The sequence below is a fragment of the Pseudomonas sp. GW821-FHT09C10 genome (assembly GCF_059418085.1).
This window is the reverse complement of sequence record NZ_JBWKPE010000004.1, coordinates 38,317-64,561: the sequence shown is the minus strand read 5'-3', so window position 1 is coordinate 64,561 and position 26,245 is coordinate 38,317. Positions and strand designations below refer to the sequence as shown.

27 protein-coding genes and 1 other RNA gene are annotated in these 26,245 nt (G+C 61.9%); 12 read left to right on the top strand and 16 right to left on the bottom strand.

What is annotated here, in order from left to right; translation table 11 throughout:
- Positions 1-120: 120 nt before the first annotated feature.
- Positions 121-528, top strand: coding sequence for a flagellar basal body-associated protein FliL (locus AC07OT_RS09590; protein ID WP_115485524.1), 408 nt, complete (start codon positions 121-123; stop codon positions 526-528).
- A 17-nt stretch (positions 529-545) separates the two neighbouring features.
- On the opposite strand, the gene AC07OT_RS09585 is transcribed toward AC07OT_RS09590, so the two are convergent.
- From AC07OT_RS09585 to AC07OT_RS09570, 4 genes are all read right to left on the bottom strand, one after another.
- A complete protein-coding gene (locus AC07OT_RS09585) occupies positions 546-1,664 on the bottom strand; it encodes an ABC transporter permease (RefSeq protein ID WP_065938040.1) in 1,119 nt (372 codons plus the stop codon).
- On the bottom strand, positions 1,664-4,381 hold the full coding sequence (gene rbbA, locus AC07OT_RS09580) for a ribosome-associated ATPase/putative transporter RbbA (RefSeq protein ID WP_495107957.1): 2,718 nt from the start codon (positions 4,379-4,381) through the stop codon (positions 1,664-1,666). Before rbbA ends, AC07OT_RS09585 begins: the two co-directional genes overlap by 1 nt.
- A complete protein-coding gene (locus AC07OT_RS09575; protein ID WP_495107956.1) occupies positions 4,378-5,343 on the bottom strand; it encodes an HlyD family secretion protein in 966 nt (321 codons plus the stop codon). Before AC07OT_RS09575 ends, rbbA begins: the two co-directional genes overlap by 4 nt.
- Before the next feature lie 136 nt (positions 5,344-5,479).
- Positions 5,480-5,929, bottom strand: a complete 450-nt coding sequence (locus AC07OT_RS09570) for an EVE domain-containing protein (RefSeq protein WP_027608373.1) — start codon at positions 5,927-5,929, stop codon at positions 5,480-5,482.
- A 195-nt stretch (positions 5,930-6,124) separates the two neighbouring features.
- On the opposite strand from AC07OT_RS09570, the gene AC07OT_RS09565 reads away from it, so the two are divergent.
- On the top strand, positions 6,125-6,274 hold the full coding sequence (locus AC07OT_RS09565) for a hypothetical protein (protein WP_092355790.1): 150 nt from the start codon (positions 6,125-6,127) through the stop codon (positions 6,272-6,274).
- A gap of 7 nt (positions 6,275-6,281) precedes the next feature.
- Here the strand turns inward: AC07OT_RS09565 and AC07OT_RS09560 are convergent, their stop codons facing one another.
- The 4 genes from AC07OT_RS09560 to AC07OT_RS09545 all read right to left on the bottom strand — a co-directional run bounded on the left by AC07OT_RS09560 (position 6,282) and on the right by AC07OT_RS09545 (position 7,702).
- On the bottom strand, positions 6,282-6,911 hold the full coding sequence (locus tag AC07OT_RS09560; protein ID WP_495107955.1) for a 5-formyltetrahydrofolate cyclo-ligase: 630 nt from the start codon (positions 6,909-6,911) through the stop codon (positions 6,282-6,284).
- A gap of 58 nt (positions 6,912-6,969) precedes the next feature.
- Positions 6,970-7,148, bottom strand: a non-coding RNA gene (gene ssrS / locus AC07OT_RS09555) — 6S RNA.
- Between the two features lie 30 nt (positions 7,149-7,178).
- Complete coding sequence (locus AC07OT_RS09550) at positions 7,179-7,496, bottom strand: cell division protein ZapA (protein WP_027608375.1); 318 nt, start codon at positions 7,494-7,496, stop codon at positions 7,179-7,181.
- Positions 7,493-7,702, bottom strand: a complete 210-nt coding sequence (locus AC07OT_RS09545) for a TIGR02449 family protein (protein WP_007982902.1) — start codon at positions 7,700-7,702, stop codon at positions 7,493-7,495. Before AC07OT_RS09545 ends, AC07OT_RS09550 begins: the two co-directional genes overlap by 4 nt.
- Positions 7,703-7,840: 138 nt before the next feature.
- On the opposite strand from AC07OT_RS09545, the gene AC07OT_RS09540 reads away from it, so the two are divergent.
- The 8 genes from AC07OT_RS09540 to gcvH all read left to right on the top strand — a co-directional run bounded on the left by AC07OT_RS09540 (position 7,841) and on the right by gcvH (position 16,763).
- Positions 7,841-8,398: a YecA/YgfB family protein gene (locus AC07OT_RS09540; RefSeq protein ID WP_065938043.1), complete on the top strand. Its 558-nt coding sequence runs from the start codon at positions 7,841-7,843 to the stop codon at positions 8,396-8,398.
- A gap of 24 nt (positions 8,399-8,422) precedes the next feature.
- A complete protein-coding gene (gene pepP, locus AC07OT_RS09535; RefSeq protein WP_108573421.1) occupies positions 8,423-9,745 on the top strand; it encodes a Xaa-Pro aminopeptidase in 1,323 nt (440 codons plus the stop codon).
- Entirely contained in the window at positions 9,742-10,929 is a 1,188-nt protein-coding gene (ubiH, locus tag AC07OT_RS09530) for a 2-octaprenyl-6-methoxyphenyl hydroxylase (RefSeq protein WP_495107954.1), read from the top strand. Before pepP ends, ubiH begins: the two co-directional genes overlap by 4 nt.
- A gap of 61 nt (positions 10,930-10,990) precedes the next feature.
- Positions 10,991-12,208 carry a 2-octaprenyl-3-methyl-6-methoxy-1,4-benzoquinol hydroxylase gene (locus tag AC07OT_RS09525; protein WP_495108096.1) on the top strand — a complete coding sequence of 406 codons (1,218 nt, stop codon included), beginning with the start codon at positions 10,991-10,993 and terminating at the stop codon, positions 12,206-12,208.
- A gap of 95 nt (positions 12,209-12,303) precedes the next feature.
- The gene (locus AC07OT_RS09520; RefSeq protein ID WP_053127831.1) at positions 12,304-13,308 is read left to right on the top strand and encodes an extracellular solute-binding protein; all 1,005 of its coding nucleotides are present in this window, start codon (positions 12,304-12,306) and stop codon (positions 13,306-13,308) included.
- A 163-nt stretch (positions 13,309-13,471) separates the two neighbouring features.
- Positions 13,472-15,088 carry an ABC transporter permease gene (locus AC07OT_RS09515; protein ID WP_495107953.1) on the top strand — a complete coding sequence of 539 codons (1,617 nt, stop codon included), beginning with the start codon at positions 13,472-13,474 and terminating at the stop codon, positions 15,086-15,088.
- Positions 15,089-15,244: 156 nt separating this feature from the next.
- The gene (gcvT, locus tag AC07OT_RS09510) at positions 15,245-16,327 is read left to right on the top strand and encodes a glycine cleavage system aminomethyltransferase GcvT (RefSeq protein ID WP_495107952.1); all 1,083 of its coding nucleotides are present in this window, start codon (positions 15,245-15,247) and stop codon (positions 16,325-16,327) included.
- Positions 16,328-16,379: 52 nt separating this feature from the next.
- The gene (gcvH, locus tag AC07OT_RS09505; RefSeq protein WP_408013276.1) at positions 16,380-16,763 is read left to right on the top strand and encodes a glycine cleavage system protein GcvH; all 384 of its coding nucleotides are present in this window, start codon (positions 16,380-16,382) and stop codon (positions 16,761-16,763) included.
- 65 nt (positions 16,764-16,828) lie between these two features.
- On the opposite strand, the gene AC07OT_RS09500 is transcribed toward gcvH, so the two are convergent.
- From AC07OT_RS09500 to AC07OT_RS09470, 7 genes are all read right to left on the bottom strand, one after another.
- Positions 16,829-17,971, bottom strand: a complete 1,143-nt coding sequence (locus AC07OT_RS09500) for a DegT/DnrJ/EryC1/StrS family aminotransferase (RefSeq protein WP_027608384.1) — start codon at positions 17,969-17,971, stop codon at positions 16,829-16,831.
- Between the two features lie 159 nt (positions 17,972-18,130).
- A complete protein-coding gene (locus AC07OT_RS09495) occupies positions 18,131-18,796 on the bottom strand; it encodes an outer membrane protein (protein ID WP_168209002.1) in 666 nt (221 codons plus the stop codon).
- Positions 18,797-18,968: 172 nt separating this feature from the next.
- Positions 18,969-19,286: a DUF2388 domain-containing protein gene (locus tag AC07OT_RS09490; protein WP_027608386.1), complete on the bottom strand. Its 318-nt coding sequence runs from the start codon at positions 19,284-19,286 to the stop codon at positions 18,969-18,971.
- 69 nt (positions 19,287-19,355) lie between these two features.
- Positions 19,356-19,802, bottom strand: a complete 447-nt coding sequence (locus tag AC07OT_RS09485; protein WP_408013278.1) for an NfeD family protein — start codon at positions 19,800-19,802, stop codon at positions 19,356-19,358.
- A gap of 10 nt (positions 19,803-19,812) precedes the next feature.
- The gene (locus AC07OT_RS09480) at positions 19,813-20,733 is read right to left on the bottom strand and encodes an SPFH domain-containing protein (RefSeq protein WP_027608388.1); all 921 of its coding nucleotides are present in this window, start codon (positions 20,731-20,733) and stop codon (positions 19,813-19,815) included.
- A gap of 77 nt (positions 20,734-20,810) precedes the next feature.
- Positions 20,811-22,490 (bottom strand): GspE/PulE family protein, encoded by a 1,680-nt coding sequence (locus AC07OT_RS09475; protein ID WP_495107951.1) that lies wholly within the window; start codon positions 22,488-22,490, stop codon positions 20,811-20,813.
- 83 nt (positions 22,491-22,573) lie between these two features.
- Positions 22,574-22,912: an ACT-like domain-containing protein gene (locus AC07OT_RS09470; protein WP_027608390.1), complete on the bottom strand. Its 339-nt coding sequence runs from the start codon at positions 22,910-22,912 to the stop codon at positions 22,574-22,576.
- Between the two features lie 127 nt (positions 22,913-23,039).
- Here AC07OT_RS09470 and AC07OT_RS09465 point away from each other — a divergent pair, with 127 nt between their 5' ends.
- Positions 23,040-23,510: an Lrp/AsnC family transcriptional regulator gene (locus AC07OT_RS09465; protein ID WP_010207358.1), complete on the top strand. Its 471-nt coding sequence runs from the start codon at positions 23,040-23,042 to the stop codon at positions 23,508-23,510.
- A gap of 40 nt (positions 23,511-23,550) precedes the next feature.
- Here the strand turns inward: AC07OT_RS09465 and AC07OT_RS09460 are convergent, their stop codons facing one another.
- Positions 23,551-24,918: a CYTH domain-containing protein gene (locus AC07OT_RS09460; RefSeq protein WP_495107950.1), complete on the bottom strand. Its 1,368-nt coding sequence runs from the start codon at positions 24,916-24,918 to the stop codon at positions 23,551-23,553.
- A gap of 158 nt (positions 24,919-25,076) precedes the next feature.
- On the opposite strand from AC07OT_RS09460, the gene argE reads away from it, so the two are divergent.
- The gene (gene argE, locus AC07OT_RS09455) at positions 25,077-26,225 is read left to right on the top strand and encodes an acetylornithine deacetylase (protein WP_495107949.1); all 1,149 of its coding nucleotides are present in this window, start codon (positions 25,077-25,079) and stop codon (positions 26,223-26,225) included.
- The last annotated feature ends 20 nt before the right edge of the window (positions 26,226-26,245 follow it).

The following is a 26,245-nucleotide window of genomic DNA, read 5'->3' as shown; positions in this document are numbered from 1 at the left end:
AAGTGTAGGAGGGTAGGCCTGCGGGTCAACGAGCATGCTCGGCCCTGATAAGTCGCCATAAGCTTGTGCTCTGCCTTGCTAGCGTTATGCTACCCGGCAACCGAATGTGAGGAATGAACTGTGAAAGCGTGGATCCTATTGATGCTGGCCCTGACCTTGCCGATGGCAGCCCAGGCCGAAGAAGCCAAAGAAGGCGAGGCGCCGAAGGTCAGCTATATCAGCCTGAGCCCACCGTTCGTGGGTAACTACGGCCTGGATGGCACAGCCAAGCTCAAAGTGTTCAAGGCCGACATCGCCCTGCGCGTGACCGGCGAAGAAGCCGCCAAAGCGGTCAAGGCCAACGACGCATTGATTCGTAACCAGTTGGTCGCGTTGTTCACCCAGCAGACCAACGAGACCATGAGCACGGTCGACGGCAAGGAAAAGCTGCGCCAGGAAGCTCTCAAGCAAACCCAGCAAGTAATGAGCGATGAGACGGGCAAGCCCATGGTGGAAGACCTGCTGTTCAATAACCTGATCATTCAGTAATCAGCCTGGCTTGCGGTTCAGGAAGCCAGGCTCTTCCTGAACCGCGCCAACGCCACCGCAAAAAACAACAGCCCGATCCCCGCCAGCGCCAGCAAGTCCGGCCACACCACACTCACCCCCGCATCGCGAAACAAAATCGCTGCGCTCAGGCTCACAAAGTGCGTCGACGGCGAGCCCTGCATCACCCACTGCAACCACTCGGGCATGCTGTCCAGCGGCGTGCTGCCGCCTGACAACAGCAGCATCGGGATAATCACCGGGATCGCCAGCAAGCCGAACTGCGGCGTGGAGCGGGCGAGGGTGGCGAGGAAGATCCCCAGTGCCGTACTGGCAAACAGATAGAGGGCGGTTACAAACAGGAACAACCCCAACGACCCGGCCAGCGGCACCCCGAGCAGCCCTTTGACCACCACCTCCAGCGATAGCCAAGTGCACAGCACCACCACCAGCATATTGCTCCAGATTTTCGCCAGCATGATTTCCAGTGCGGTCAGCGGCAGTACCAGCAGGTGGTCGAGGGTGCCGTGCTCGCGCTCGCGCAACAGCGCGGTGCCGGTGAGCACGATGGCCAGGATGGTGATGTTGTTGACGATCTGGATCACGGCCAGGAACCAGCCGCCCTCCAGGTTGGTGTTGAACAGTGCTCGGGTCGTGAGCAGCGCGGGCGCCTGGCGGGTGGCGTCGGTTTGCCCGCTGTAGCTGAGCAATTCGCGTTGGAAGATCCGCCCGATATAGCCCGCGCCCATGAACGCCTGGCTCATCGCCGTGGCGTCGACGTTCACCTGCACGCCAGGCTGGCGACCGGCCAACAGGTCGGCCTGGAAGTTGGCCGGTACGTTGATCACGAAGGTGTACTGGCCGCTGTCCATCACCTTGTCCAACTGGTCATAGGCCAACGGTGCCGGTGCTTGGAACTCGGGCGGTTGCAGCGCCTCGGCCATCTGCCGGGAGAGCGCGCTGTGGTCTTCATCGACAAACGCCACGCTGGCGTTGTGCACGCCGATCACCGAGCCGGCGGCGGGCATGTAGATGGCGACGGTGAAGGCGTAGAACAGAAACAGCAGCAAGACGCTGTCGTGACGCAGGCTGGTGAGTTCCTTGATGCCCAGCCGGAAGATGTGTGCGAGCTTGTGCATCAGGCCTCCTGCTTCTTGAGCATGACCAGGCTCAACCCGGTGAACCCGATAAAGAAGCCGAACAGCGCCAGGCATTGCGGCCACAACTGGCGCAGATCCAGGGCCTTGGTGAAGGTGCCCACGGCAATATCCAAAAAGTGCCCGGCCGGAAACAGTGCGCCCATCAAGGCGGCGGCGCCCTCCAGGGACGAGCGCGGCACGATCAGCCCGGAAAACTGGATGGTTGGCAGGCTGGTGATGATCATGGTGCCGAGGATCGCCGCGATCTGGGTGCGGGTGAACGCGGAAATCAGCAGGCCCATGCTGGTGGTGGCCAGCACATACAGCAGCCCGCCAAACGCCAGCGTCAGGCCGCTGCCCTTGAACGGCACGCCGAACAGCCAGCGATTCATCGCCACCAGCAGCGCCAGGTTGACCAGGCTCACGGCCAGGTAAGGCGCCTGTTTACCGAGCAGGAATTCCAGGCGCGTCAGGGGGGTGGCGTAGAAGTTGGTGATCGAACCCAGTTCTTTCTCGCGCACGATGCCCAGGGCGGTGAGCATCGCCGGGATAAACGCCAGGATCAGTGCCATCACGCCGGGGCCGATGGCATTCACGCTGACCACGTCCTGGTTATAGCGAAAACGGGTTTCCAGTTTGGCGGCTGCCTGGGTGCTGCGCGGCAGGCTGCTCAGTTCGGCCAGTTGCTGCAGGTTGCCTTGGTGAACCGCCTCCACATAGTTGCGGCTGGTTTCCGCACGAAACGGCATGCCGCCATCGAGCCACGCGGCCACGGTGGGTTGGCGCCCGGCATAGAGATCGCGACCAAAGCCGGGCGGGATCTCCAGGGCCAGTTTGATTTCCGAGCGTTGCAGGCGTCGGTGTAATTCGGGGGCGTTTTGGATCGGCGCCTGCTCGGCGAAGTAGCGCGAGCTGCGGAAGGCTTCCAGATAGGCGCGGCTTTGTGGCGTCTGGTCCTGGTCGTAGACGGCGAAGGCGAGGTTTTCCACATCCAGGGAAATGCCGTAGCCGAAGATCACCATCATGAACATCGCACCGAGCAGGGCAAAGGCCATGCGTACTTTGTCGCGCAGCAGTTCCTTGCCTTCGCGGCTGGCCACGGCCAGCAGGCGAGACAGGCTGAAACCACGCTTGCTGATGGGCGGCGCATGGGTTTCGCTGACGGTTTTGGCCGACGTGGCAGGTTCGGCATCACCCTGGGCTTGCTCAAGGCAGGTGACGAACGCGGCTTCCAGGGTGTCGCCGTTGAATTGCCGTTGCAGTGCGTCCGGTGTGTCGCAGGCCAGTACCTTGCCGGCATGCATCAAGGAGATGCGGTCGCAGCGCTGGGCTTCATTCATGAAGTGGGTAGACAGGAAGATCGTCACCCCTTGTTCGCGGGACAACTCGATCAACAGTCGCCAGAAATCATCCCGGGCCGCCGGGTCGACGCCCGAGGTGGGCTCATCGAGGATCAACACTTCCGGGCGATGCAGCACCGCCACGGCCAATGACAAGCGTTGGCGCAGGCCGAGGGGCAGTTCCCCGGAGGGCTGCTCGGCCACTTCACCGAGGTCGAAACGCTGGATCAGCTCATCGATGCGCGGGCCGCTGTCGGCCTTGGGCAAATCGAACAGTTGCGCGTGCAACACCAGGTTCTGGCGCACGCTGAGCTCGCCATACAGCGAGAAGCTTTGCGACATGAACCCTACGCGCTTGCGGGTGGCCAGGTCCTTGGCGTTCACCGGGTTGCCCAGCAACGTGGCGCTGCCTTCGGTGGCCGGCATCAGCCCGGTGAGGACTTTCATGGTGGTGGTCTTGCCACAGCCGTTGGAGCCGAGGAAGCCGAAGATCTCGCCACGGCCGATGGCAAAGCTGACCTTGTTCACCGCCGTGAAGTCGCCGAAGCGCAGGGTCAGGTCGTGGGCTTCGATGGCGATATCGGTGTTGGCGTTTTCCCTTGGCGGGATCACCAGTGGTTGGTTGTCGTGGGCGCTGTCGCCCTGGAAGTGGGTGAAGGCCTCATCCAGTTTGCCGCTGGGGGTCGCTGCCGCCAGTTCGCTGCTGAGCCCGTCGGCGATCAGCTGGCCACGGTCGAGCATCAGGCAATGTTCGAATTGTTCGGCTTCTTCCATGTAGGCGGTGGCCACCAGCAGCGTCAGTTGCGGACGCTCGCTGCGGACGGTCTCGACCAGTTCCCAGAAGCGCCGCCGCGACAGCGGGTCGACGCCGGTGGTGGGTTCGTCGAGGATCAACAGGTCCGGGTCGTGGATCAGCGCGCAGCACAGGCCGAGCTTCTGCTTCATGCCACCGGAGAGCTTGCCGGCCGGGCGCTCGGCAAAGCGTGCAAGGTCGGTGGCCAACAGCAGGTTGTGCATGCGCTGGTCGCAGTCGGCGTTGGACAGGCCGAACAGCGTGGCGAAGAAGCGGATGTTTTCGCTGATGGACAGTTCGGGGTACAGGTTGCCGCCCAGGCCCTGGGGCATGAAGGCGATGCGCGGGTACAGGCTGTTACGGTGGCGGCGGTCCTGGATGGAGCCGCCGAGCACCTCCAGTTGGCCGTCCTGGAACTTTTTAACCCCGGCGATCAACCCCAACAGGCTCGACTTGCCTGCACCATCCGGGCCGATCAGTCCGCAGCGCGTGCCGGTGGGCAGGCTGAAGGCGATGTCGATCAAGGCCTGCTGCTTGCCGTAACGGTGGTTGATGGCGGTGGCGTGCAGCGCCAGGCCGGTCATTGCAGGTTGGCCGGCCAGTCGATGTCAGCCATGCGCACGTAGCCGGCGCCGGGCATCCCCGGTTTGGCCTGGGGCACGGCGCTGGGTTGGGTCAGGCGCAGCTTGACGCGAAACACCAGTTTCTGGCGTTCGTCGCGGGTTTCCACTTCCTTGGGGGTGAACTGCGATTTGGCGGCGACAAAGCTGATCTTGGCCGGCAGCGGTTGCTGGGGCAGGGCATCGAGCAGGATGCGTGCGTCACTGCCCACCGTCAGGCGGCCGGTGACGGAGGCGGGCAGGTAGAGGTTCATGTACTGATCCTCGGGGTCGATCAACAACAGCACGCGCCCGCCGGCACCGAGGACCTCGCCGGGCTCGGCCAGGCGCAGTTGGATAATGCCGTCGATGGGCGCGCGCAGGCTGCTGTCATCGATTTCGCTGGTCAACTGGGCGACCTGGGCCTGGGCGGCACCGATGGCGGCCTTGATCGAATTGACCTGGGCTTGCGCGGCGATCACGGCGGCGTTGCCGGTGTTCTGGCGGGCCTGCTGCTGGTCGATCAGTTGGCTGCTGGCAAAGCCGCGCTTGTACAGTTCCTGGGTACGCTTGAGTTCCTGGTTGGCCAGCAGTTGCTCGCTTTGGCGCAGTTGCACATTGGCCTCGGCGGCGGCGAAGTTTTCCCTGGCGCGCAGCACTTCGGCTTCGGCCTGGGCGCGCTGGGCTTCCAGGGTGCGGGTGTCCATGCGCGCCAGCAACTGGCCCTTGAGCACCTTGTCACCTTCATCCACCCGCACCTCGGCCAGGCGGCCGGGGATCTTGGCGGCGATCTGCACTTCGGTGGATTCCAGGCGGCCGTTGCCCATGCCCAAGCCTTCGGGCAGGCGATCCTGGGTGGACTTCCAGTAACCGAAGCCGCCGGCGGCGAGCAACAAGGCAATCAACAAAGCGGCAAACAAGTGGGAGGAGCGGGGCGTGATCGACATGGGTGCATCCTGCGGCGTTAGCGTCCTAGTTTGACCGAGGCAGCCCGAGGGGCGTTGATGCCGGTCAAATGAAGCGCAAGCCTAACCCGGTTCAGGTGCAGATGCATGCGCCGGGAGCGTGACCGCAGGGTTCTGGTCAGCGCAGTGCCAGCACCGCCGCCCATTGCTCTGCCGTGACCGGCATCACGGACAAGCGACTGCCTTTTTGTACCAGGGGCAATTCGGCGAGGGCGGTTTGCTGTTTCAGGTAGCCCAGCCCCAGCACCTTGGGAAAGGTCTGGACGTGCGCGACATTGATCGCGCTCCACGGGTTTTTCTCCGGGGTGGCCTTGGCGTCGAAGTAATGGCTGTCCGGTTCCAGCGCGGTAGGGTCCGGATAGGCGGCCGCGATGATCTTGCCGATGCCGGCAATGCCGGGCTCGGGGCAACTGGAGTGGTAGAAGAAAAATTGGTCACCCACCGCCATGGCGCGCAGGAAGTTGCGTGCCTGGTAGTTGCGTACCCCGTCCCAGCGCGCTTCGCCCAGCGTTTCCAGGCCGTTGATGGAGAGTTCGTCGGGCTCGGATTTCATCAGCCAGTAGGCCATTTTTGCGCTCCTGAAAAAGGCGGTGGGCAAGTTGTCAGGCAATTTGATGACAAACCGACAGTCGGTTGGCGTCAAGGTTTGCGTGTTGGTTCACGTTATCGCAGAATGCCGGGATTTTAAGCTTGACGCAGCTGCAACGGACTACTTTGGAACGTTGTTGTCATCGTGTACGAGATGCCTGAAGGGGGGCAATCGATGCAACGTAAACCGGATTTACTATGGATATTGGTGATTTTGTTTGGTCTGGGCGTCGTGACCACCGGGTATGCGCAAAGCTTGTGGTCGAACAAGACCGATGCGCCAGTTGAACTGACTCAGCAGCAGCCGCAACCCTTCAAGCGCTGACCCTTCTTCAAGACGCCGTAGCTTCCTGCGGCGTTTCTGCGACATACCACTGCCTGTCGGTAACGGTGCCAGCCAACGGCACATCCCAGCTGGCCTGTGCCAATCGATCGACCTTCTGACATTCATGGGCCAGGCCCAGCAGCGCCGGCTTGCGCCAGCTTTTGCGGCGTGCCAGATAGGCGAGGCTGCGGTCGTAGAAACCGCCGCCCATGCCCAGGCGGCCACCGGCATCATCGAACCCCACCAACGGCAGCAACACCAGATCCAGCGCCCATACCTTGCGCTGGCGCCTGGCGTTGACCCGTGGCTCCAGAATGCGAAAGCGATTGGGCAGCAACGTTTCTCCAGGCTTCACGCGCTGGAACACCATCTTGGTCCGTGGCCAGGCGCTGAGCACCGGCAGGTAAGTGGCCTTGCCCCGGCGCTGTGCCGCACGCAGCAGCAGGCGCGGATCGATTTCACCGTCCGTCGGTAGATACAGGGAAATATGTTTGGCCCGGCGAAACCGCGGGTGCTGTGCCAGTTGCCGATACAGGCCATGGGCGGCCTGGCGCTGCTCGCTCGGCGTGAGGGCGCGGCGGGCTTTGCGCAACATGCGTCGAAGGTGCGGACGGGAAAGCGGCGCAGGTTCGTTCATGGTTTTTCGGCTCATAAAACAATGCCAGTCCGGGGACTGGCATTGAGTTCTGGAATTCAGGCTCCCCGACAGAGCCGCTGTCGACTCAGCCCTTGAACCCGAAAGTTCAAGGTGGAAGAAGCAGTAGGCTTTAAGGCTTTCCGTCTAGCGGACATGCACACCAGCCCAACGTGCAACTTCCAGGGTAGTGCGAATCGGCTCCGGGACATCGCCGACTGGCAAGCACGCCAGGGAGTGGGGCGAGTATACCTTAAACAGTCGCGGCAATCAGCCCTTGGGTTGCTCTGTGTCGCTGGAAAGCACCAGGTCGACGCGTTCGAGCAGGTCGCGCACCTGCTCGCGCGTCGAGCCGCTGGCCTGTACGTCAGGGCGCTCCTGCTTATGCAGCAGGTCGTGGGTAATGTTCAGGGCGGCCATTACGGCGATGCGGTCGGCACCGATGACTTTGCCGCTGCTGCGGATTTCACGCATCTTGCCGTCCAGGTAGCGGGCGGCGCTCACCAGGTTGTTGCGCTCTTCCTGGGGGCAGATGATCGAGTATTCTTTGTCGAGGATCTGCACGGTGACGCTATTGCTTGAACTCATGAGTCTTGCTCCAGGGCCTTCAGGCGCGAAATCATCGATTCGACCTTACGCCGGGCGATTTCGTTTTTTTCAATGAGGTGAGCGCGTTCCTCGCGCCAGGTCTTTTCCTGAGCTAATAGGAGTCCGTTTTGACTCTTAAGTTGCTCGACCCGAGTAATTAGCAATTCGAGTCTGGCCATCAGCGCTTGCAGGTCGGTGTCTTCCATTGGGTTCCACTGGATTTGTCTGATGAATGGCAACTGCAGGATAAACGATCTGACGCCCTCGATAGTCTTGGTACGTCTGCCGGTGCTAGGATACAGCGCTCCATTCTAGACATTGCGCCGTCTGGCGCCTAGCTCACCATGCCCATTCAGAACTCCCCGTACGATGCTTTTTCCAAACTGCTGAGCACCAGCGGCCATCCTTGCTCGCCCGCCGAGCTGCATGGCGTGCTGCTCGGCCGCAGTTGCACCGGTGTTGGCTTTGATGCCGACAACTGGCTGGCCGATGTGGCCGAGCTGCTGGAAACCGAACCGACCGACAACGTGCGTAACGCGCTGATCGGCCTGCAAGAGATGGTCAAGGGCGAACTGACCGGTGATGACGTCACCGTGGTCCTGCTGCTGCCGACCGACGATGCACCGCTCCCCGAACGCGCCGCCGCACTGGGCCAATGGTGCCAGGGTTTCCTCCACGGTTTCGGCGTGAACGCCGGCGGCCTGGAACTGAGCACCGACGCCAAGGAAGTGCTGCAGGACCTGGCGGCCATCTCCCAGGTGCAGGATGCCCTGGAAGAGTCCGAAGACGGTGAAGGCGACTACATGGAAGTCATGGAATACCTGCGCGTCGCGCCATTGCTGCTGTTCACCGAGACCAGGAAGTCCGCTGAGCCTGCTGCACCCAAGCCTTCGCTGCACTAAAAGAGAAAGGAAGCCCATCTGCCCATGATCCATATCCCCAAAGCGGAATACACCCGGCGTCGCAAGGCGCTCATGGCGCAGATGGAACCCAACAGCATCGCGATCCTGCCGGCTGCCGCCGTGGCGATCCGCAATCGCGATGTGGAGCACGTCTATCGTCAGGACAGCGACTTCCAGTACCTGAGCGGTTTCCCCGAGCCGGAAGCGGTGATCGTGCTGATGCCCGGTCGCCAGCATGGCGAGTACGTGCTGTTCTGCCGCGAACGCAATGCCGAGCGCGAATTGTGGGACGGCCTGCGTGCCGGTACCGAAGGCGCCATCCGTGACTTTGGCGCCGACGACGCCTTCCCCATCACCGATATCGACGACATCCTGCCCGGACTGATCGAAGGCCGCGACCGGGTGTATTCGGCCATGGGCAGCAACGCCGAATTCGATCGGCACCTGATGGAGTGGATCAACGTCATCCGCTCCAAAGCGCACCTTGGCGCCCAGCCACCGAACGAGTTTGTTGCCCTGGATCATCTGCTCCACGACATGCGCCTGTATAAATCGGCGGCAGAAGTGAAGGTGATGCGCGAGGCCGCGCGAATTTCCTGCGCGGCCCATGTGAAGGCCATGCAGGCCAGTCGCGCCGGCTTGCACGAGTTCAGCCTGGAAGCCGAGCTGGATTACGAATTCCGCAAGGGCGGCGCGAAGATGCCGGCCTATGGCTCCATCGTCGCCACCGGGCGCAACAGCTGCATCCTGCATTACCAGCAGAATGACGCCGTGCTCAAGGACGGTGACCTGGTGCTGATCGATGCCGGTTGCGAAATCGACTGTTACGCCAGCGACATCACGCGCACCTGGCCGGTCAATGGCAAATTTTCGCCGGAACAGAAGGCGATCTATGAAATCGTGCTGGCTTCCCAGGAAGCCGCCTTTGCCGAGATCGCGCCGAACAAGCATTGGAACCAGGCCCACGAGGCGACGGTGCAGGTCATCACTGCCGGGCTGGTGAAGCTGGGGTTGCTGAAGGGCGACGTCGACGAACTGATCGCCAGTGAAGCCTACAAACCCTTCTATATGCACCGCGCCGGCCATTGGCTGGGAATGGATGTGCATGACGTCGGCGAGTACAAGGTGGGTGGCGAGTGGCGTGTGCTGGAAGTTGGCATGGCGCTGACGGTGGAACCGGGCATTTATATCTCGCCGGATAACCAGACCGTCGCAAAAAAATGGCGTGGCATTGGCGTACGTATCGAGGACGACGTGGTGGTGACCAAGCAAGGCTGTGAAATCCTGACCGGCGGCGCCCCCAAGGGCGTCGCCGAAATCGAAGCCCTGATGGCGGCCGCCCGATGAGCCGGGTCAACCTGGCGATTATCGGTGGCGGCCTGGTAGGCGCGAGCCTGGCGCTGGCGTTGCAGGCCGGGGCCAAGGCGCGTGGCTGGAAGATCATGCTGATCGAACCCTTCGCGCCCGGCGACAGCTACCAGCCGAGCTACGATGCGCGGTCTTCGGCGCTGTCCTACGGCGCCCGGCAGATTTATCAGCGACTGGGCCTGTGGCAGCAGATCTCGCGCCGCGCCGAGCCGATCAAGCAGATCCATGTGTCGGACCGTGGACGCTTCTCCACCGCGCGACTGTCCGCCATGGAGGAGGGCGTGCCGGCCCTTGGTTATGTGGTGGAAAACGCCTGGCTCGGCCAATGCCTGTGGCAAGGCCTGGATAAGGACGTGGTGAGTTGGCGCTGCCCGGCGGAAGTCACACGCATGGAGCCGCTGCCCGATGGCTACCGCCTGACCCTCAACGATGAAACCGTGCTGGAATGCGACCTCGCGGTGCTCGCCGACGGCGGCCGCTCCGGCCTGCGCGAGCAACTGGGCATTGGCGTGAAAACCCGCCCGTACAACCAGAGCGCGCTGATCGCCAACATCACCCCGAGCGAAGCCCACAACGGCGAAGCGTTCGAGCGTTTCACCGATGAAGGCCCGATGGCCCTGCTGCCGCTGCCGGACAACCGTTGCGCACTGGTATGGACCCGTATCGGCATGGACGCACAGCGCCTGGCCAATCTCGATGAACGCAGCTTCCTGAGCGAGTTGCAGGGCGTGTTCGGCTACCGCCTAGGCACCCTCAAGCAAGTCGGCGCCCGTCATCTGTATCCGTTGACCCTAGTGGAAGCCGAAGAGCAAGTGCGCTCGCACCTGGCGATCCTCGGCAATGCCGCCCACAGCCTGCACCCGATTGCCGGGCAGGGGTTCAACCTGTCCCTGCGTGATGCGCACGCCTTGGCCGAGGCCTTGCTGGCCGGGCCGGCGGTGCCGGGCGATCTGGCGACGTTGCAGGCTTATCGCGAGCGTCAGCGCATGGATCAGAAGTTGACCGTGGGTTTCTCCGACCAGGTCACGCGGCTGTTTGGCAGCGCGCAACCGCTGGTCGCCCTGGGCCGCAATATGGGCCTGCTGGGCCTGGACCTGTTGCCGCCGGCCAAGCGTTGGTTCGCCCGTCAGGCCATGGGCCTGGGGACGCGTCCCGATGCGTGAGACTCATCAATCCTTTTACGTGCGGTGCAAGCCGCCAGCAAGACAGGCTTAAAGCATGGATATGCGCGCAGATGTGCTGATTGTCGGGGCCGGAATGGTCGGAAGCGCCCTGGCGCTGGCGTTGCAAGGCAGCGGCCTGCAAGTGCTGCTGCTCGACGGCAGCCCGCTGAGCGTCAAGCCGTTCGACCACGAGGCGGCCTTCGAGCCCCGTGTGAGTGCCTTGTCGGCGGCCAGCCAGCGTATCCTCGAGCGCCTCGGTGTGTGGGATGGCATCGTTGAACGACGCGCCAGCCCGTACGGCGAGATGCAGGTGTGGGATGGCAGCGGCACCGGGCAGATTCACTTTTCGGCGGCCAGTGTGCATGCCGAAGTGCTCGGGCATATCGTCGAGAACCGCGTGGTCCAGGATGCCTTGCTCGAACGTCTGCACGACTGCGACCTGGGCCTGCTGGCGAATGCGCGCCTGGAGCAGATGCGCCGCTCCGGCGATGACTGGCTGCTGACCCTGGCCGATGGCCGAAAATTGCGCGCGCCGCTGGTGGTGGCCGCCGATGGCGCCAACTCCGCCGTGCGCCGCCTGACCGGCACCGCGACCCGTGAATGGGACTACCTGCATAACGCCATCGTTACCAGCGTGCGCAGCAGCCAGCCGCACCAGCGCACGGCCTGGCAACGCTTTACCGACACCGGCCCGCTGGCGTTTTTGCCGCTGGAACGGGACGGGCAGCAAGATTGGTGCTCGATCGTCTGGTCGACTACGCCGGCCGAATCCGAACGCCTGATGGCGCTGGATGATGAAAGCTTCTGCCGTGAACTGGAGCGCGCCTTTGAAGGGCGCCTCGGTAGCGTGGTCAGCGCCGATCCGCGTGTGTGCGTGCCCTTGCGCCAGCGCCACGCCAAACGCTATGTGGCCGAGGGCCTGGCATTGATCGGCGACGCCGCCCATGTCATCCACCCATTGGCCGGGCAGGGCGTCAACCTGGGTTTCCTCGATGCGGCGGTGCTGGCCGAAGTGTTGTTGTCGGCCACCGAACGCGGTGAACGTCTGGCCGATGTGAAGGTGCTCAGCCGTTACGAGCGCCGACGAATGCCCCATAACCTGGCCCTGATGGCCGCGATGGAAGGCTTTGAGCGCTTGTTCCAGGCCGATCAACTGCCGCTGCGCTGGTTGCGTAATGCCGGGTTGAAGATGGTCGACCAGATGCCCGAAGCCAAGGCCGTGTTTGTGCGCCAGGCCCTCGGGTTGAGCGGGGATCTGCCGGACCTGGCCAAGCCCTGACAGGTTTGTGCAACATTTGGTAACGGCTCCGCCGAGCGTTACCAAATGTGAGTCCCTATCATTTGCGCTTATTTTGCAAATGAGAGACCGCACCCATGTTGGCACCCAAGCGCCTCCTGACTGCCCTGGCACTCACCCTGATCGGCAGCACCACCGTGCAGGCAGCCGACGAAGTGGTGGTCTACTCCTCGCGTATCGACGAACTGATCAAACCGGTGTTCGACGCCTACACCCAAAAGACCGGTGTCCAGGTGAAGTTCATCACCGACAAGGAAGCGCCGCTGATGCAGCGCATCAAGGCCGAGGGCGAAAACGCCACCGCCGACCTGCTGCTCACCGTGGATGCCGGCAACCTCTGGCAGGCCGAGCAAATGGGCATTCTGCAACCGTTCACCTCGCCGGTAATCGACAAGAACATTCCCCTGCAATACCGCTCTTCGGCGCATGCCTGGACCGGTTTGAGCCTGCGCGCGCGGACCATCGCGTACTCCACCGACCGGGTCAAACCGGGTGACCTGACCACCTACGAAGCCCTGGCCGACAAACAGTGGGAAGGCCGCCTGTGCCTGCGCACGGCGAAAAAGGTCTACAACCAATCGCTGACGGCCACCCTGATCGAAACCCACGGTGCGGCGAAGACCGAAGAAATCGTCAAGGGCTGGGTGAATAACCTGTCCACCGACGTGTTCTCGGATGACATTGCCGTGCTGGAGGCGATCAACGCCGGGCAATGCGACGTGGGTATCGTCAATACCTACTACTACGGCCGTCTGCACAAGCAGAAGCCGGACCTGGCGGTGAAGCTGTTCTGGCCGAACCAGGGCGACCGTGGCGTGCATGTGAACCTGTCGGGCATCGGCTTGACCAAACACGCGCCACACCCGGAAGCCGCCAAGGCATTGGTGGAGTGGATGACCACGCCTGAGGCGCAGAAGATCTTTGCCGACGTGAACCAGGAATTCCCGGCCAACCCGGCGGTACCGCCGTCGGCTGAAGTGGCGACCTGGGGCAAGTTCGTGGCGGATACATTGCCGGTGGAAGTGGCGGGCAAGCGCCAGGCTGAAGCCATTCGCCTGATGGATCGGGCGGGCTGGAACTAAGTACAATTTGTAGGACGCCGCAGATCCAAATGTGGAGGGGGCTTGCCCCCGATGTCGGAGTGTCAGTCTACTCATCGTGGACTGATCCACCGCCATCGGGGGCAAGCCCCCTCCCACATTGGATTGTGGTGATTTGAAGATATTCATTATTGAGAACCCACCCTTGGCCCACCCCGCTCAACGCCGCTGGTACCTGCCGGTCTTCACCGTCGCTGCCCTGGTGCTGCTGCCGCTGAGCGTGCTGTTGCTGTCCTGGCAAAGCATCGACGCGCAAATCTGGTCCCACCTCTGGGAAACCCAGATGCCCCGCCTGTTGGGTAACACCCTGGCCCTGGTGCTGGGTGTCGGCGTTGGGGTAACGCTGTTGGGCGTAAGCCTGGCCTGGCTCACCAGCCTCTGCGAATTCCCTGGTCGGCGCTGGCTCGACTGGGCGTTGATGCTGCCCTTTGCCATTCCCGCCTATGTGCTGGCCTTCGTGTTTGTCGGCCTGCTGGATTTCTCCGGTCCCGTGCAGACTCTGCTGCGCGAATGGTTCGGCAGTGGCTTGCGCCTGCCACGGGTGCGCTCCACCAGTGGGGTGATCATCGTGCTGGTGCTGGTGTTCTATCCCTATGTGTACCTGCTGGCGCGCAGCGCATTCCTGGCCCAGGGCAAGGGCCTGATGGAGGCGGCGCGGGTGCTGGGACAGTCGCCCTTGCGGGCATTCTGGCATGTGGCCCTGCCCATGGCACGACCGGCAATAGGGGCCGGGGTGGCGTTGGCACTGATGGAGACCCTGGCGGATTTCGGTGCAGTGTCGGTGTTCAACTTCGATACGTTCACGACCGCGATCTACAAGACCTGGTACGGCTTTTTCAGCCTGTCCAGCGCGGCCCAACTGGCCAGCCTGTTGCTGTTGGTGGTGATGCTGGTGCTGTATGGCGAACGGCGTGCCCGGGGCGCCAGTCGATCCAGCAATGAACGGCCGCGGGGCAAGGCGCTGTACCACTTGCGCGGGTTCAAGGCGGCGGCGGCCAGTGCCTGGTGTGGATTGGTGTTTGCCTGTGCTTTTGTCATCCCGATGCTGCAATTGGTCGCCTGGTTCTGGCAGCGCGGCCGGTTCGACCTGGATGAGCGCTATTCGGGGCTGATCGTCCACACCCTTTACCTGGGCGGCATTGCCGCGCTGATCACGGTCAGCGTGGCGCTGGTACTGGCCTTCGCCAACCGCCTGGCGCCGACCCGGGCGATTCGCTCCGGTATCAGCCTGGCCAATGTCGGCTATGCCTTGCCGGGCTCGGTGCTGGCGGTGTCGATCATGCTGGCGTTCAGTTACCTGGACCGTGAACTGGTGGTGCCGCTGTCCGGCTGGCTCGGCGGGGCGGGCAAGCCATTGTTGCTGGGCAGTCTGTCGGCGCTGGTGCTGGCGTATCTGGTGCGCTTTCTGGCCGTGGCCTACGGGCCGCTGGAAAACAGCCTGGCGCGCATCCGGCCCTCGTTGCCGGAAGCTGCACGCAGTTTGGGCGTGGGTGGGCCGCGACTGTTTTGCAAAGTGTATCTGCCGCTGTTGCTGCCCGGCACCCTGAGTGCAGCACTGCTGGTGTTCGTCGACGTGCTCAAGGAAATGCCCGCAACCCTACTGATGCGCCCGTTCGGCTGGGACACCCTGGCGGTGCGGATCTTTGAAATGACCAGCGAAGGCGAGTGGGCGCGGGCTTCTCTGCCGGCCTTGACGCTGGTGCTGGTGGGGCTGCTGCCGGTCATCGGGCTGATCCGACGCTCCGCCCGACCAATCGGTTAGGTGCCAGTCCTACGGCTTGCGGCTACAATGCGCGGCATTCGGTGCGGTCCGTCCTTCGGATCGAGTCGCTGTACGTGGCTGCAGGCCTTGTCATTCAAGGTGTCCGGCACGGGCAACGGCGCTGCGCACCTTCGCCAAGCCCGGAAGGAGAAACCCATGGGACAGCGTACGCCTCTGTATGACCTGCATCTCGCCCTCGGCGCGAAAATGGTCGATTTTGGCGGTTGGGATATGCCTTTGCACTACGGCTCGCAAGTTGAGGAGCACCATCAGGTGCGGCGCGACTGCGGGGTGTTCGATGTATCTCATATGACCGTGATCGATATTACCGGCCCCCAGGCCAAGGATTGGCTCCAGCACCTGCTGGCCAATGATGTCGAGCGTTTGCACGGCTGTGGCCGTGCGTTGTACAGCGCCATGCTCAATGAGCAGGGTGGCGTGGTGGACGATATGATTGTCTATCGCACCGAGACCGGATACCGGCTGGTGGTCAACGCCGCCACCCGAGACCAGGACATGGCCTGGATCCAGGCGCAACTTGGCAGCTATCAGGTGCACCTGCATGAGCGGCCCGAGTTGGCCATGCTCGCCATTCAAGGTCCCCATGCCCGGCAGAAGATTGCCGAGCTGGTCACCCAGTCTCGCGGCACCCTGATCCACCAGCTCAAGCCCTTTGAAGGGCATGCCGACGGTGATTGGTTTATCGCCCGCACGGGTTACACCGGCGAAGACGGCCTGGAAATTGTCCTGCCTGCCGATCAGGCGCCGGGGTTTTTCAACGATCTGGTCGGTGCGGGTATTTCCCCCATTGGCCTCGGCGCGCGGGATACCCTGCGGCTGGAAGCCGGCATGAACCTGTACGGCCAGGATATTCACCAGGACGTTTCGCCCCTGGCGGCCAACATGGCCTGGAGCATTGCCTGGGAACCTGCCGAGCGCAATTTCATCGGGCGAGCGGCGCTGGAAGCAGAGTTGGCCGCCGGTGTGCAGTTCAAACTGGTCGGGCTGGTACTGGAAGAGCGTGGGGTTTTACGCGCTCACCAGGTGGTTCGCATCGCCAATGTTGGCGAAGGGGAGATCACCAGTGGTAGTTTCTCACCTACGCTGAGCAAATCCATTGCCCTGGCGCGTGTACCGACGGCGACTGCCGATCGGGCCGAAGTGGAAATCCGCGGCAAGTGGTACCCGGTTCGAGTGGTCAAACCGACCTTCGTGCGCCATGGCAAAACCTTGATCTAACTATTTCCGGCAGGCCAATGGCTGCTGACATTTCTTCTTGAGGACACAGACTATGAGCGATATCCCTGCCGACCTGCGTTTTGCCGAAAGTCACGAATGGGCCCGTCTGGAAGCTGACGGTACGGTGACCGTCGGGATCTCCGACCATGCTCAGGAAGCTTTGGGTGATGTGGTGTTTGTTGAGTTGGCCGAAGTCGGCGCTACGTTTGAAGCCGGAGGCCAGGCGGGTGTGGTTGAGTCGGTGAAGGCTGCTTCGGATATCTACGCCCCGGTTGCCGGTGAAGTGATTGCCGTCAACGAAGAGCTGGGTGGCAGCCCTGAGCTGCTGAACTCCGACCCTTACGGCGCGTGGATCTTCAAGCTCAAGCCAAGCAACCCGGCTGATCTGGAAAAACTGCTGGATGCTGCTGGCTACAAAGCCGCCATCGGCGAATAACCGCAAGACCCATGTGGGAGGGAGCAAGCTCCCTCCCACATTCAATCGTCGTGAGCCGTGAGTGTTCAGTCCGCCTTCAAGACTGCCTTTACCGCCGCCACCGACCGCTCCACATCTGCCTCTGTCATCGCCGTGAACATCGGCAACGACACGATCAAACGTCCAACCTTTTCCGCTACCGGGAACATACCTTCCTTGAACCCCTGTGCCCGATAAAGGCTCAGCAGGTGAATCGGTGGGTAGTGATAGCCAATGCCAACACCCTGTGCCTGCATTTTCTCCATGAAGGTGGCGCGGGCGGGCAGCCCGTCCTGACGCTCCGGCAGCACCAACTGGAACAGGTGCCAGTTGCTGTTTTCGAAGTCAGCCGGCGGCAGTTGCGCGCCGTACTTTTCTTCGAAATCACTACCGAAACATTTGAAGTAGTGCCGGGCCAGATGCTGGCGATGGGCGGTGATCTTCTCGATGTGGGCAAACTGCCCCAGGCCGATAGCTGCAGCGATGTCGGTCATGTTGAACTTGCCGCCCAGTACATCCACGTCCAGGCCGTCGAAGCCGGTGCGGGTGACGCCCTGCAGGCGGTATTTTTCCGCCAGGCGGGCTTCTTCGGCATTGTTCAACACCAGGCAACCGCCCTCGGAAGAGGTGATGTTCTTGTTGGCCTGGAAGCTGAACGATACAAAATCCCCGGTGGAACCGATGCGTTCGCCATCCCAACTGGAACCCAGGGCCTGGGCGGCGTCTTCGACGATGCGCAGGTTGTACTTGTTGGCCAGTGCGTACAGCATCGGCATGTCCAGGGGCAGGCCGGCCAGGTACACCGGGATGATCGCCTTGGTGCGCGGGGTGATTGCGGCTTCCACCTGGGCCAGGTCGATATTGCGCGTGACCGGGTCGATGTCGGCGAATACCGGCGTGGCGCCTACTTCCAGGATCACGTTGGCTGTTGCGACCCAGGAGATCGGTGTGGTGATGACTTCATCGCCGGGCCCGATACCGGCGATGCGCAAGGCGATCTCCATGGTGCAAGTGCCTGAGTTGAAGGTGCGCACTGGCCGGCCGCCAAAGTATTCCGACAGCTGCGCCTCGAACGCCTGCACTTTCGGTCCGCTGGTGATCCAGCCCGAGCGCAGTACATCGCCGACCGCCGAGATGGTGGCTTCATCGATGGTGGGTTTGGAGAACGGCAGAAAGGGCTGTTGGCTCATGACGACGAAGGCATCCGTTTCAGATTGGCGATGAGTAAGCGAGGGTTCAGTCCCGGCATGGTGGCACGGTTAGACTGAATATAGCCTGTCGCCTGTGAATGAATCGTCATGCCACGGACACGGACATGCCGCTTGAACGGTGGCATGCCCTGTTGCCGGTCAGAAGGAAACGCGGGTTTCAAAGAATACGTTCTGCTCCCTGAGCTTGCCCTTGAGCTGTTCATCACGAGCGTTTATCCGGTTGGAGAAGGTGTTGTAGCCGGTCTCGATACGGCCCATGTCCACGTAACGCCAACCTGTGCCAAAGGTGATGCGGTCGTTGACCTTGGCATCCAGGCCCAAGCCTACGCTGTAGGTAAAATTATATTGGCGGTGGCTGGCAAAGCGGCGGGTGTCATTGCTCTGATAACCCTCGGCATCAATTTGCGCGACGCCCACCCCCGCCATGCCGTAGAACGACAGCCAATGAGTGAGCGGTATGTTTTTATAGCCATTGACCATCAAGCGCTGGCTGTCCACTTCAAGACGGTTGACGTTGGCATTGAAAGGCGACCAGAAGGAGTCGAAGGTCGAGTTGCCGGAGCGGGTGTATTCCCCTTCTGCGCGCCAGCCATCGGTGAAGGCATAACCTACCGAGTAGGATCCGGTGAATGTTTTAGTGCTATCAGGCGCCTCCACTCGTTCGGTGACGCGCGGGCTGGTCAACAGTGCGCTGGATAGATTCTGGCGTGCACTGTTGAACTTTGCCGAGCCGTACCAGGCATCTGCCTGTGCATAAGGCGTTGCAATAGCGGTGAGGAACACAAAGGAAGAGAGTTTTCGCATGGTTATCGATTCATTCACTGAGGGAAGGATGGAATCGATAGCTTGTCGTCGGTGGAGAGCAGTGAAGTAGAGGATTTCTCCTGTTCAATCGTCAACTCAACAGTCTTTGCTGTAGGAAGAAAAGTGGCACAAAAAAGCCGCTCCCAGGGAGCGGCTGTTTTAACCGGCGGTTTTACTCGGCGGCGATAGCGTTTTTCGCCAGGATAGCGTTAGCCAGCTCCATATCCGTGGCCTGCAGGCCAGGGTTGTCGGCGCGGACTTTCTGCATGGCGGCTTCCAGGTACGGGCCGCGGATACCGCCGTCGCTGGCAACGAAGCTGCCTGCGTCGTCTTGTGCGGCAACCACCAGCTTGTGGTCCTTGAAGGTCAGGTAGGTCGAGCCGGTCGTGGCGCCCGACGAGATGACATTGCGCCAGAAACTGTCGGCCATGGCTGAACCGACAGGAAGGGAAAGCACAGCGAGGGTAGCGACAGCATATTTAAGACGCATGATGGGTGACTCCGGGTGGGTGATCTGTACCGTTTGATTGTAGTTAGCCCAACCGAGTTCCATCACTGACTAAACAGTTTCTACCTTCAAGATCACGCCATCCAGGCCCACCACACGCACTTGAGCGCCGACAGGGCTGTCAGGGCCGGCCACCATCCATACACCATCACCGACTTTTACCTTGCCCCGACCCTCCACAATCGCCTGATGCACCACGAACACGCGACCGACCAACTCCGAACCACGCTCGTTGAGCCCCGGCTGGTCGCTGGCTTTGGCACTGCTGCGCTGGCGTTTCCACCAGTACACCGCTGTCAATATCGACAGCACAGCGAACAGCAGCAGTTGCCACTCCAGCCCGAGCGGCGGCACAAGAAACTTGATCACGCCCACGGCTGCCGCAGCTATGCCCATCCACAGCAGGTAGCCACCGGCGCCGAAGACCTCAAGAATCAATAGCACCGTACCCAGTGCGAGCCAATCCCAGAACGAAAGATGCTGAAGGAAATCCCACATGGCGATCGCCTCAGGCTTTCTTGTTATCGAAGGTTGCCTTGACGATTTCGCCGATGCCGCCGACAGCGCCGATCACCTGGCTGGCTTCCAGCGGCATCAGGATCACTTTGCTGTTATTGGCCGACGCCAATTTGCCAAGGGCATCGATGTATTTCTGCGCGACGAAGTAGTTGATGGCCTGCACGTTACCGGTGGCGATTGCTTCGGACACGACCTGGGTCGCGCGGGCCTCAGCCTCTGCCTGACGCTCACGGGCTTCAGACTCCAGGAACGCGGCCTGGCGCCCACCTTCGGCTTCAAGAATCTGTGCCTGCTTCTTGCCTTCGGCCGTCAGGATCGCCGATGCCCGCAGGCCTTCGGCTTCCAGGATCTGTGCACGCTTGATCCGTTCGGCTTTCATCTGGCCGGACATGGCGGCCATCAGGTCGGCGGGCGGGCTGATGTCCTTGATTTCGATCCGGGTGATCTTGATGCCCCACGGCGCCGTGGCTTCATCGACGGTGCGCAGCAGTTTTTCGTTGATGCCGTCGCGCTGGCTGAGCATGGCATCCAGCTCCATGGAGCCGAGTACCGTGCGGATATTGGTTTGCAGCAGGTTGCGGATAGCGTGTTCGAGGTTGTTGACCTCGTAGGCGGCCTGGGCGGTATTGACCACCTGGAAGAAGCACACGGCGTCGATCTGCACGGTGGCGTTGTCGGCGGTGATGACTTCCTGGGGCGGGATATCCAGCACGCTTTCCATCACGTTGATCTTGCGGCCGATGCGGTCCATGACCGGGATGATGATGTTCAGGCCCGGCTTGAGGGTGTTGGTGTAACGGCCGAAGCGCTCGACGGTCCACTGATAGCCCTGGGGTACCACCTTGAAGCCCATGAACAGGATGGCGATAGCCAAACCCACGAAAAGAAGCAGTACGGTTCCGATCTGCATAGCGATTCCCTATCTGGTGGTGTCAGTTAAACGAAGTTCGGCGGATTGTAACGGTCTTGTCACCGATAAGAACGGTTTCAGCCCGGGGTAATCAACGCATTTGTTACCGAATCCCCTGGCGTCACTCGCAATACCTCGGCCATCGTGGTCAGCCCCGCCTTGACTTTACCCACGCCGGCCATGCGCAGGCCGCACATGCCTTGCGCCACCGCCTCCCTGCGCAGGGACTGCGCGTCGGCGCCTGGTGTGATCAGCGCCTTGAGCGAGTCATTCAGCACCATGAGCTCGTACACCCCGGCGCGCCCGCGAAACCCGCTGTTTCGACATTCCGCACACCCTACCGCTTCGTGAGCATCGCCCGCCACCCGCTTGCAATGAGGGCACAGCAAGCGCACCAAGCGCTGCGCCATTACGCCCAATAAGGTGGCCTTGATCAAATAATGAGCAATGCCCAGTTCCTGCAAGCGGCTGATGGCGCTGGGCGCATCGTTGGTGTGCAGCGTCGAGAGCACCAAATGCCCGGTCAATGCGGCCTGGATCGCCATCTCGGCGGTTTCCTGGTCGCGGATCTCGCCGATCATGATGATGTCCGGGTCCTGGCGAAGCAGGGCTCGGATGCCGCTGGCGAACGTCAGGTCGATATTGGGCTGTACCTGCATTTGGTTAAACGCCGGCTCGACCATCTCGATCGGGTCTTCCACGGTGCAAAGATTGACCTCTCGGGTCGCCAAGTGTTTGAGCGTGGTGTAGAGGGTGCTGGTCTTGCCTGAACCGGTAGGCCCCGTGACCAGGATGATGCCGTTGGTGTGGCGCGTCATGTCGTGCCATCGCTGCTGGTCTTCGGCCGACAAACCCAGCTCGTCAAAGTCCTTGAGCAGCACCTGCGGATCGAAAATCCGCATCACCAGCTTTTCGCCAAAGGCGGTGGGAAGGGTCGACAGCCGCAACTCGACTTCTGTGCCGGCAGGGCTTTTGGTCTTGACCCGACCATCCTGGGGTTTGCGTTTTTCCGCCACGTTCATCCGCCCGAGGCTTTTCAGGCGGCTGACCACCGCCATCGTCACCTGGGGAGGAAATTGATAGACGTCGTGCAACAGGCCATCAATGCGAAAGCGCACGCGGCCTTGTTCACGGCACGGCTCGATATGAATATCACTGGCCCGCTGGGCGAACGCGTATTGCAACAGCCAGTCGACGATATTGACGATATGCGCGTCGTTGGCGTCCGGCTCCTGGTCGCTGGCGCCGAGGTTGAGCAACTCGACGTTGCCAGTCCCCGCCACCTTTTGATCCGCACCGCTGACGGACTTCGCCAGCCGGTAGAATTCGCTGATACAACGCTGAATGTCTTGGGGGTTGGCAACCACGCGCCTGATCGAGCGCTGGAGCACTTGTGCCAGTCCCGATTCCCAGCTGGTGACATGGGGCTGGGCGCTGGCAACGGTGACGGTCTGTGCGTCCACGGCTACCGCAAGGATGGCGTGGCGTTGGGCAAACGCGTGGGACATCAGCGGCACCACCGTTGCGACATCGATCTTCAGCGGGTCGATACGCCAATAAGGTTGCCCCACATGTTGGGCAAGCCACTGGGTCAGGGTTTCCAGGGAAGGCCCATGGGCGGCGATGCACTCCAACGGGTGCTGGGCATTGCCGGCGGGCAGCGCCGATATGCGCTGCGCGATGTCGGGAGCAATCAGCCCTCCCTCGACCAGCGCCGGGAGCAACTGATGCAGTTCCAATCGGTGATCAGCAGACATGAAGGTGTTCCTGGGTAGCCTCGGACGACATTTCAGGCTAGCCAGCCGCCGGATATCTTCCTCCCAGCGTATGTTGCAGGCCTTTACCGAGCTGCTGCCGCCACGGCCGCAGGCCCCACGGAATCAGCGCGCCATACATGCAGCGTGCACACGCTGATCAGGTTTCGAATCTTTTCGGCGATCACTTGGGCGCGATGCCAGCTCAGGCTATCCATCACGATATCGATGTTCAGCAGGTCTTCCTGGCGGCTCACGTTGACCTGGCTCGGTGTCAGGAACTGCAACGCAAAATAGTTGAGTACCCGACACAACACATCGGGCTCCGCCTCGGCGACGATCCGGTAATGCGCCTGGCAATGGGTGCTGCTGGCAGCCCACGCATCGACGCGGGTCAGAGGGTGGGTGGTTTCGACGGCATGCATGCTGACTCTCCAGATTCGACTGGAGAAATTTTTACATTCGCTTCGGGAGATTTCTTATCTAAGATGGGCATGATTTGCGATTAATCGAATCGTTCAATTCAGAAAAGACAGCCTTCAAGGTATTTTTATGCACAGCGAATTGGACGCCTACGACCGCCGCATCCTGGCCCTGCTGCAAGAGGACGCCTCGCTGTCCAGCGCGCAGATCGCCGAACAGGTCGGCCTGTCCCAGTCGCCGTGCTGGCGACGCATCCAGCGGCTCAAGGAGGAAGGAGTGATTCGCGGCCAGGTCACTCTGCTGGATCGCAAGAAGATCGGCCTGAATACGCAGATCTTTGCCGAGGTCAAACTCAACGCCCACGGCCGATCCAACTTCACCGAGTTCACCGACGCGATTCGTGGGTTTCCGGAAGTGCTGGAGTGCTATGTGCTGATGGGGGCGGTGGATTTTCTGCTGCGCATCGTGACGTCGGACATTGAGGCGTACGAGCGGTTTTTCTTCGAGAAGTTATCGATGGTGCCGGGGATTCAGGAGGTCAACTCGATCGTGGCGCTGTCCGAGATCAAGTCGACCACCAGCCTGCCAGTATTGCGCTGACAGGATCGGCCTCATCGGGGGCTAGGCCCCGATGGCGATATTACAGGCGCAGCAGGGTCTTCCAGGCACGGTTCTGATACACCGCAATCGCCTGATGCATGCGCGCATCCAGCGACTCGTCGGTGATCGGCTGGTTGGCCAGTTGCGCCAGCTTGTTCAGCTCGCCGTACAAACGATCCAGTTCCGCAATGTCCAACACGTTACGCGCGTGGTGCAGCCAGGCCTGGATGCGTTCGATGCGCGGCAGTTGCTCGGCCAGGTCTTCCGGTTGCTGCTGGTAGCGCGGCAGTTGCAGGGCGACGGCATCGTCGGCCAGCAGGCGCGGCAGCCAGTTGGTGATTTGCGCGGCGCCCTGGCGGTTGCCGCGCACGTTGCGGTCGGCAGTCCAGGTGCGGGCCATCAGCCAGCGTGACATGTTCAGCGAGAACAAGCCCCAGCGCACGTCGTCCAATTCTTCGGCAAACTGCTCGGGTGCGGCTTTGCGGATGTCTTCGTCGTCGTCACCGGCCTGGACCAGCGGGCGCCAGTCTTCCAGCAGTGCATCGAGTGCGCTGCGCAGTTCGCTGGTGGATTGACGCGGTGCGGCCTGGCCGAGGCTGCCGATCAGGGCGCGCAGTTCGCCGAGGTTGTCGACCCAGTCCTGCAGCAGGCGCCAGTGGCCATTGAAGCGGTATTGCTCGGCCAGGCGCTGGCTGCTGCCGAGCAGGTGCCACATGATTGCGGCGAAGGCGTCGTCCAGCGGCATTTCGGCGTGGATCTGCGGCGCCGGCAGGCTCAGGGAGTAGCTGCTGGCGTCGTACAGGCGGTAGCCGCGCTCGGCTTTGCTGATGTCACACGGCATCAGCGCGAGGGTGGCGGCCAGTTCGGCGGCCAACTCCAGCAGGGCAGCCGGTTCGCCTTCGCGCAGTTCGAGTTCCAGCTCGCAGATTTCTTCTTTCTGCTTACCCACGACCACATGGCCCAGGTCCAGGGCGGCTTCGATCACCACCTTGGCCTTGCCACGGCCCCAGGCGATTTCGGCGCGCTCGCGCACGAAGTCGGTGGTGAAGATCGGCTTGAGGGTCTTTTTGTCCAGCTCAGCCAGTTGCTCGGGCCAGCAGTCGCCGTCGAGTTTCTTCACGTCGAGCTTGGCCTTGGGCAGGTCCCAGTTGTACTCATTGCGTTCCGACAGGCCGGCGACGCTTTGGCCACGGGTCTTGAGGGTCTGGATAATCTCGTCACCGTCCTTGCGCAGGCGCAGGGCGACTTTGGCCTGGGCCAGGTCACGCTCGGGGGTGTCGAAGTACTGGTTCATCAACTCACGGCGTTCCCAGCCACTTTTGTTGCGTTTTTTCAGTAGCGGGTGCTCACGCAGCGCGGCGAGTGTTTCGCGGCTGACGCGGAGCTTGATTTCGGTTTCTTTCTGCATGGCCGGAAAATCCAGGATCGGGAGCGCAGCCGGGGAAAAGAGTGGCTGCCAAGGTCGTGCAGTGTACAGGACTGAGCCCGGCAACGCGCCGCAACGGTTTATTGTCTCGTGCAGATGCCTCTATAGTGGGGCTCATCCGGGAAGTAGGGAGACCGTGTATGCCGTTGCCGTCCATGAAAGAGCAGTTCGCCGCGCTGATTGCCGCGCCTTCGGTGAGTTGCACCCAGGCGTCTCTCGACCAGACCAACCGCCCGGTGATCGATTTACTCGCCGGTTGGTTGGGCGACCTGGGGTTCTCCATCGACATCCAGCCGGTCAGCCCCGGCAAATTCAACCTGCTGGCCAGCTTTGGCACCGGCCCCGGGGGCCTGGTATTGGCCGGCCATAGCGACACCGTTCCTTATGACGCTGCGTTGTGGAAGACCGATCCGCTCAAGCTGACGGAAGTCGACGGCCGCTGGGTAGGATTGGGCAGTTGCGACATGAAGGGTTTTTTCGCGCTGGCGATTGAGGCGGTGTTGCCGCTGCTGGACCAACCGTTCAAGCAGCCGTTGCTGATCCTCGCCACCTGCGATGAAGAAAGCTCCATGTCCGGTGCCCGAGCATTGGCCGAAGCCGGGCGCCCCCTGGGCCGGGCGGCGGTAATCGGTGAACCGACCGGCCTCAAGCCGATCCGCCTGCACAAAGGCGTGATGATGGAGCGCATCGACATTCTCGGCCAAAGCGGCCATTCGTCGGACCCAGGCCTGGGCCACAGCGCCCTGGAAGCCATGCATGACGCCATCGGCGAGCTGCGCGGCCTGCGCCTGGCCTGGCAGCGCGAGTACCGCAACCCGCAATTCAGCGTGCCGCAACCGACCATGAACTTCGGCTGTATCCATGGTGGCGACAACCCCAACCGCATCTGTGGCCAATGCTCCCTGGAATTCGACCTGCGGCCCTTGCCGGGCATGGACCCCGCAGTGCTGCGTGCGGCGATCCGGCAAAAGCTCGAACCGCTGGCCGAGCGCCATAAGGTCAAGATCGACTACGCGCCGTTATTCCCCGCAGTGCCGCCGTTCGAGCAGGTCGAAGACGCCGAGTTGGTGCGGGTCGCGGAACGATTGACCGGGCATCGTGCCGAAGCAGTAGCGTTCGGCACCGAAGCGCCTTATCTTCAGCGCCTTGGTTGTGAAACCCTGGTGCTCGGCCCTGGCGACATCGCCTGTGCCCACCAACCGGGCGAATACCTCGAAATGTCACGCTTGACGCCTACAGTGCGTCTATTGCGGGAACTGATCGAACATTACTGCCTGAAACCTGCGTAAATTAACCCCTGTCCATTCGT

Bases quoted from the DNA above. Each gene is read 5' to 3' on its own strand.
- AC07OT_RS09575 (WP_495107956.1), bottom strand. From the start codon at position 5,343: ATGTCGATCACGCCCCGCTCCTCCCACTTGTTTGCCGCTTTGTTGATT.
- argE (WP_495107949.1), top strand. From the start codon at position 25,077: ATGCCGTTGCCGTCCATGAAAGAGCAGTTCGCCGCGCTGATTGCCGCG.
- pepP (WP_108573421.1), top strand. From the start codon at position 8,423: ATGATCCATATCCCCAAAGCGGAATACACCCGGCGTCGCAAGGCGCTC.
- AC07OT_RS09485 (WP_408013278.1), bottom strand. From the start codon at position 19,802: ATGTGGGATTTCCTTCAGCATCTTTCGTTCTGGGATTGGCTCGCACTG.
- AC07OT_RS09490 (WP_027608386.1), bottom strand. From the start codon at position 19,286: ATGCGTCTTAAATATGCTGTCGCTACCCTCGCTGTGCTTTCCCTTCCT.
- gcvT (WP_495107952.1), top strand. From the start codon at position 15,245: ATGGGACAGCGTACGCCTCTGTATGACCTGCATCTCGCCCTCGGCGCG.
- AC07OT_RS09520 (WP_053127831.1), top strand. From the start codon at position 12,304: ATGTTGGCACCCAAGCGCCTCCTGACTGCCCTGGCACTCACCCTGATC.
- AC07OT_RS09465 (WP_010207358.1), top strand. From the start codon at position 23,040: ATGCACAGCGAATTGGACGCCTACGACCGCCGCATCCTGGCCCTGCTG.
- AC07OT_RS09460 (WP_495107950.1), bottom strand. From the start codon at position 24,918: ATGCAGAAAGAAACCGAAATCAAGCTCCGCGTCAGCCGCGAAACACTC.
- gcvH (WP_408013276.1), top strand. From the start codon at position 16,380: ATGAGCGATATCCCTGCCGACCTGCGTTTTGCCGAAAGTCACGAATGG.
- AC07OT_RS09470 (WP_027608390.1), bottom strand. From the start codon at position 22,912: ATGCATGCCGTCGAAACCACCCACCCTCTGACCCGCGTCGATGCGTGG.
- ubiH (WP_495107954.1), top strand. From the start codon at position 9,742: ATGAGCCGGGTCAACCTGGCGATTATCGGTGGCGGCCTGGTAGGCGCG.
- AC07OT_RS09545 (WP_007982902.1), bottom strand. From the start codon at position 7,702: ATGGAAGACACCGACCTGCAAGCGCTGATGGCCAGACTCGAATTGCTA.
- AC07OT_RS09525 (WP_495108096.1), top strand. From the start codon at position 10,991: ATGCGCGCAGATGTGCTGATTGTCGGGGCCGGAATGGTCGGAAGCGCC.
- AC07OT_RS09565 (WP_092355790.1), top strand. From the start codon at position 6,125: ATGCAACGTAAACCGGATTTACTATGGATATTGGTGATTTTGTTTGGT.
- rbbA (WP_495107957.1), bottom strand. From the start codon at position 4,381: ATGACCGGCCTGGCGCTGCACGCCACCGCCATCAACCACCGTTACGGC.
- AC07OT_RS09500 (WP_027608384.1), bottom strand. From the start codon at position 17,971: ATGAGCCAACAGCCCTTTCTGCCGTTCTCCAAACCCACCATCGATGAA.
- AC07OT_RS09495 (WP_168209002.1), bottom strand. From the start codon at position 18,796: ATGCGAAAACTCTCTTCCTTTGTGTTCCTCACCGCTATTGCAACGCCT.
- AC07OT_RS09570 (WP_027608373.1), bottom strand. From the start codon at position 5,929: ATGGCCTACTGGCTGATGAAATCCGAGCCCGACGAACTCTCCATCAAC.
- AC07OT_RS09560 (WP_495107955.1), bottom strand. From the start codon at position 6,911: ATGAACGAACCTGCGCCGCTTTCCCGTCCGCACCTTCGACGCATGTTG.
- AC07OT_RS09475 (WP_495107951.1), bottom strand. From the start codon at position 22,490: ATGTCTGCTGATCACCGATTGGAACTGCATCAGTTGCTCCCGGCGCTG.
- AC07OT_RS09480 (WP_027608388.1), bottom strand. From the start codon at position 20,733: ATGCAGATCGGAACCGTACTGCTTCTTTTCGTGGGTTTGGCTATCGCC.
- AC07OT_RS09585 (WP_065938040.1), bottom strand. From the start codon at position 1,664: ATGCACAAGCTCGCACACATCTTCCGGCTGGGCATCAAGGAACTCACC.
- AC07OT_RS09540 (WP_065938043.1), top strand. From the start codon at position 7,841: ATGCCCATTCAGAACTCCCCGTACGATGCTTTTTCCAAACTGCTGAGC.
- AC07OT_RS09550 (WP_027608375.1), bottom strand. From the start codon at position 7,496: ATGAGTTCAAGCAATAGCGTCACCGTGCAGATCCTCGACAAAGAATAC.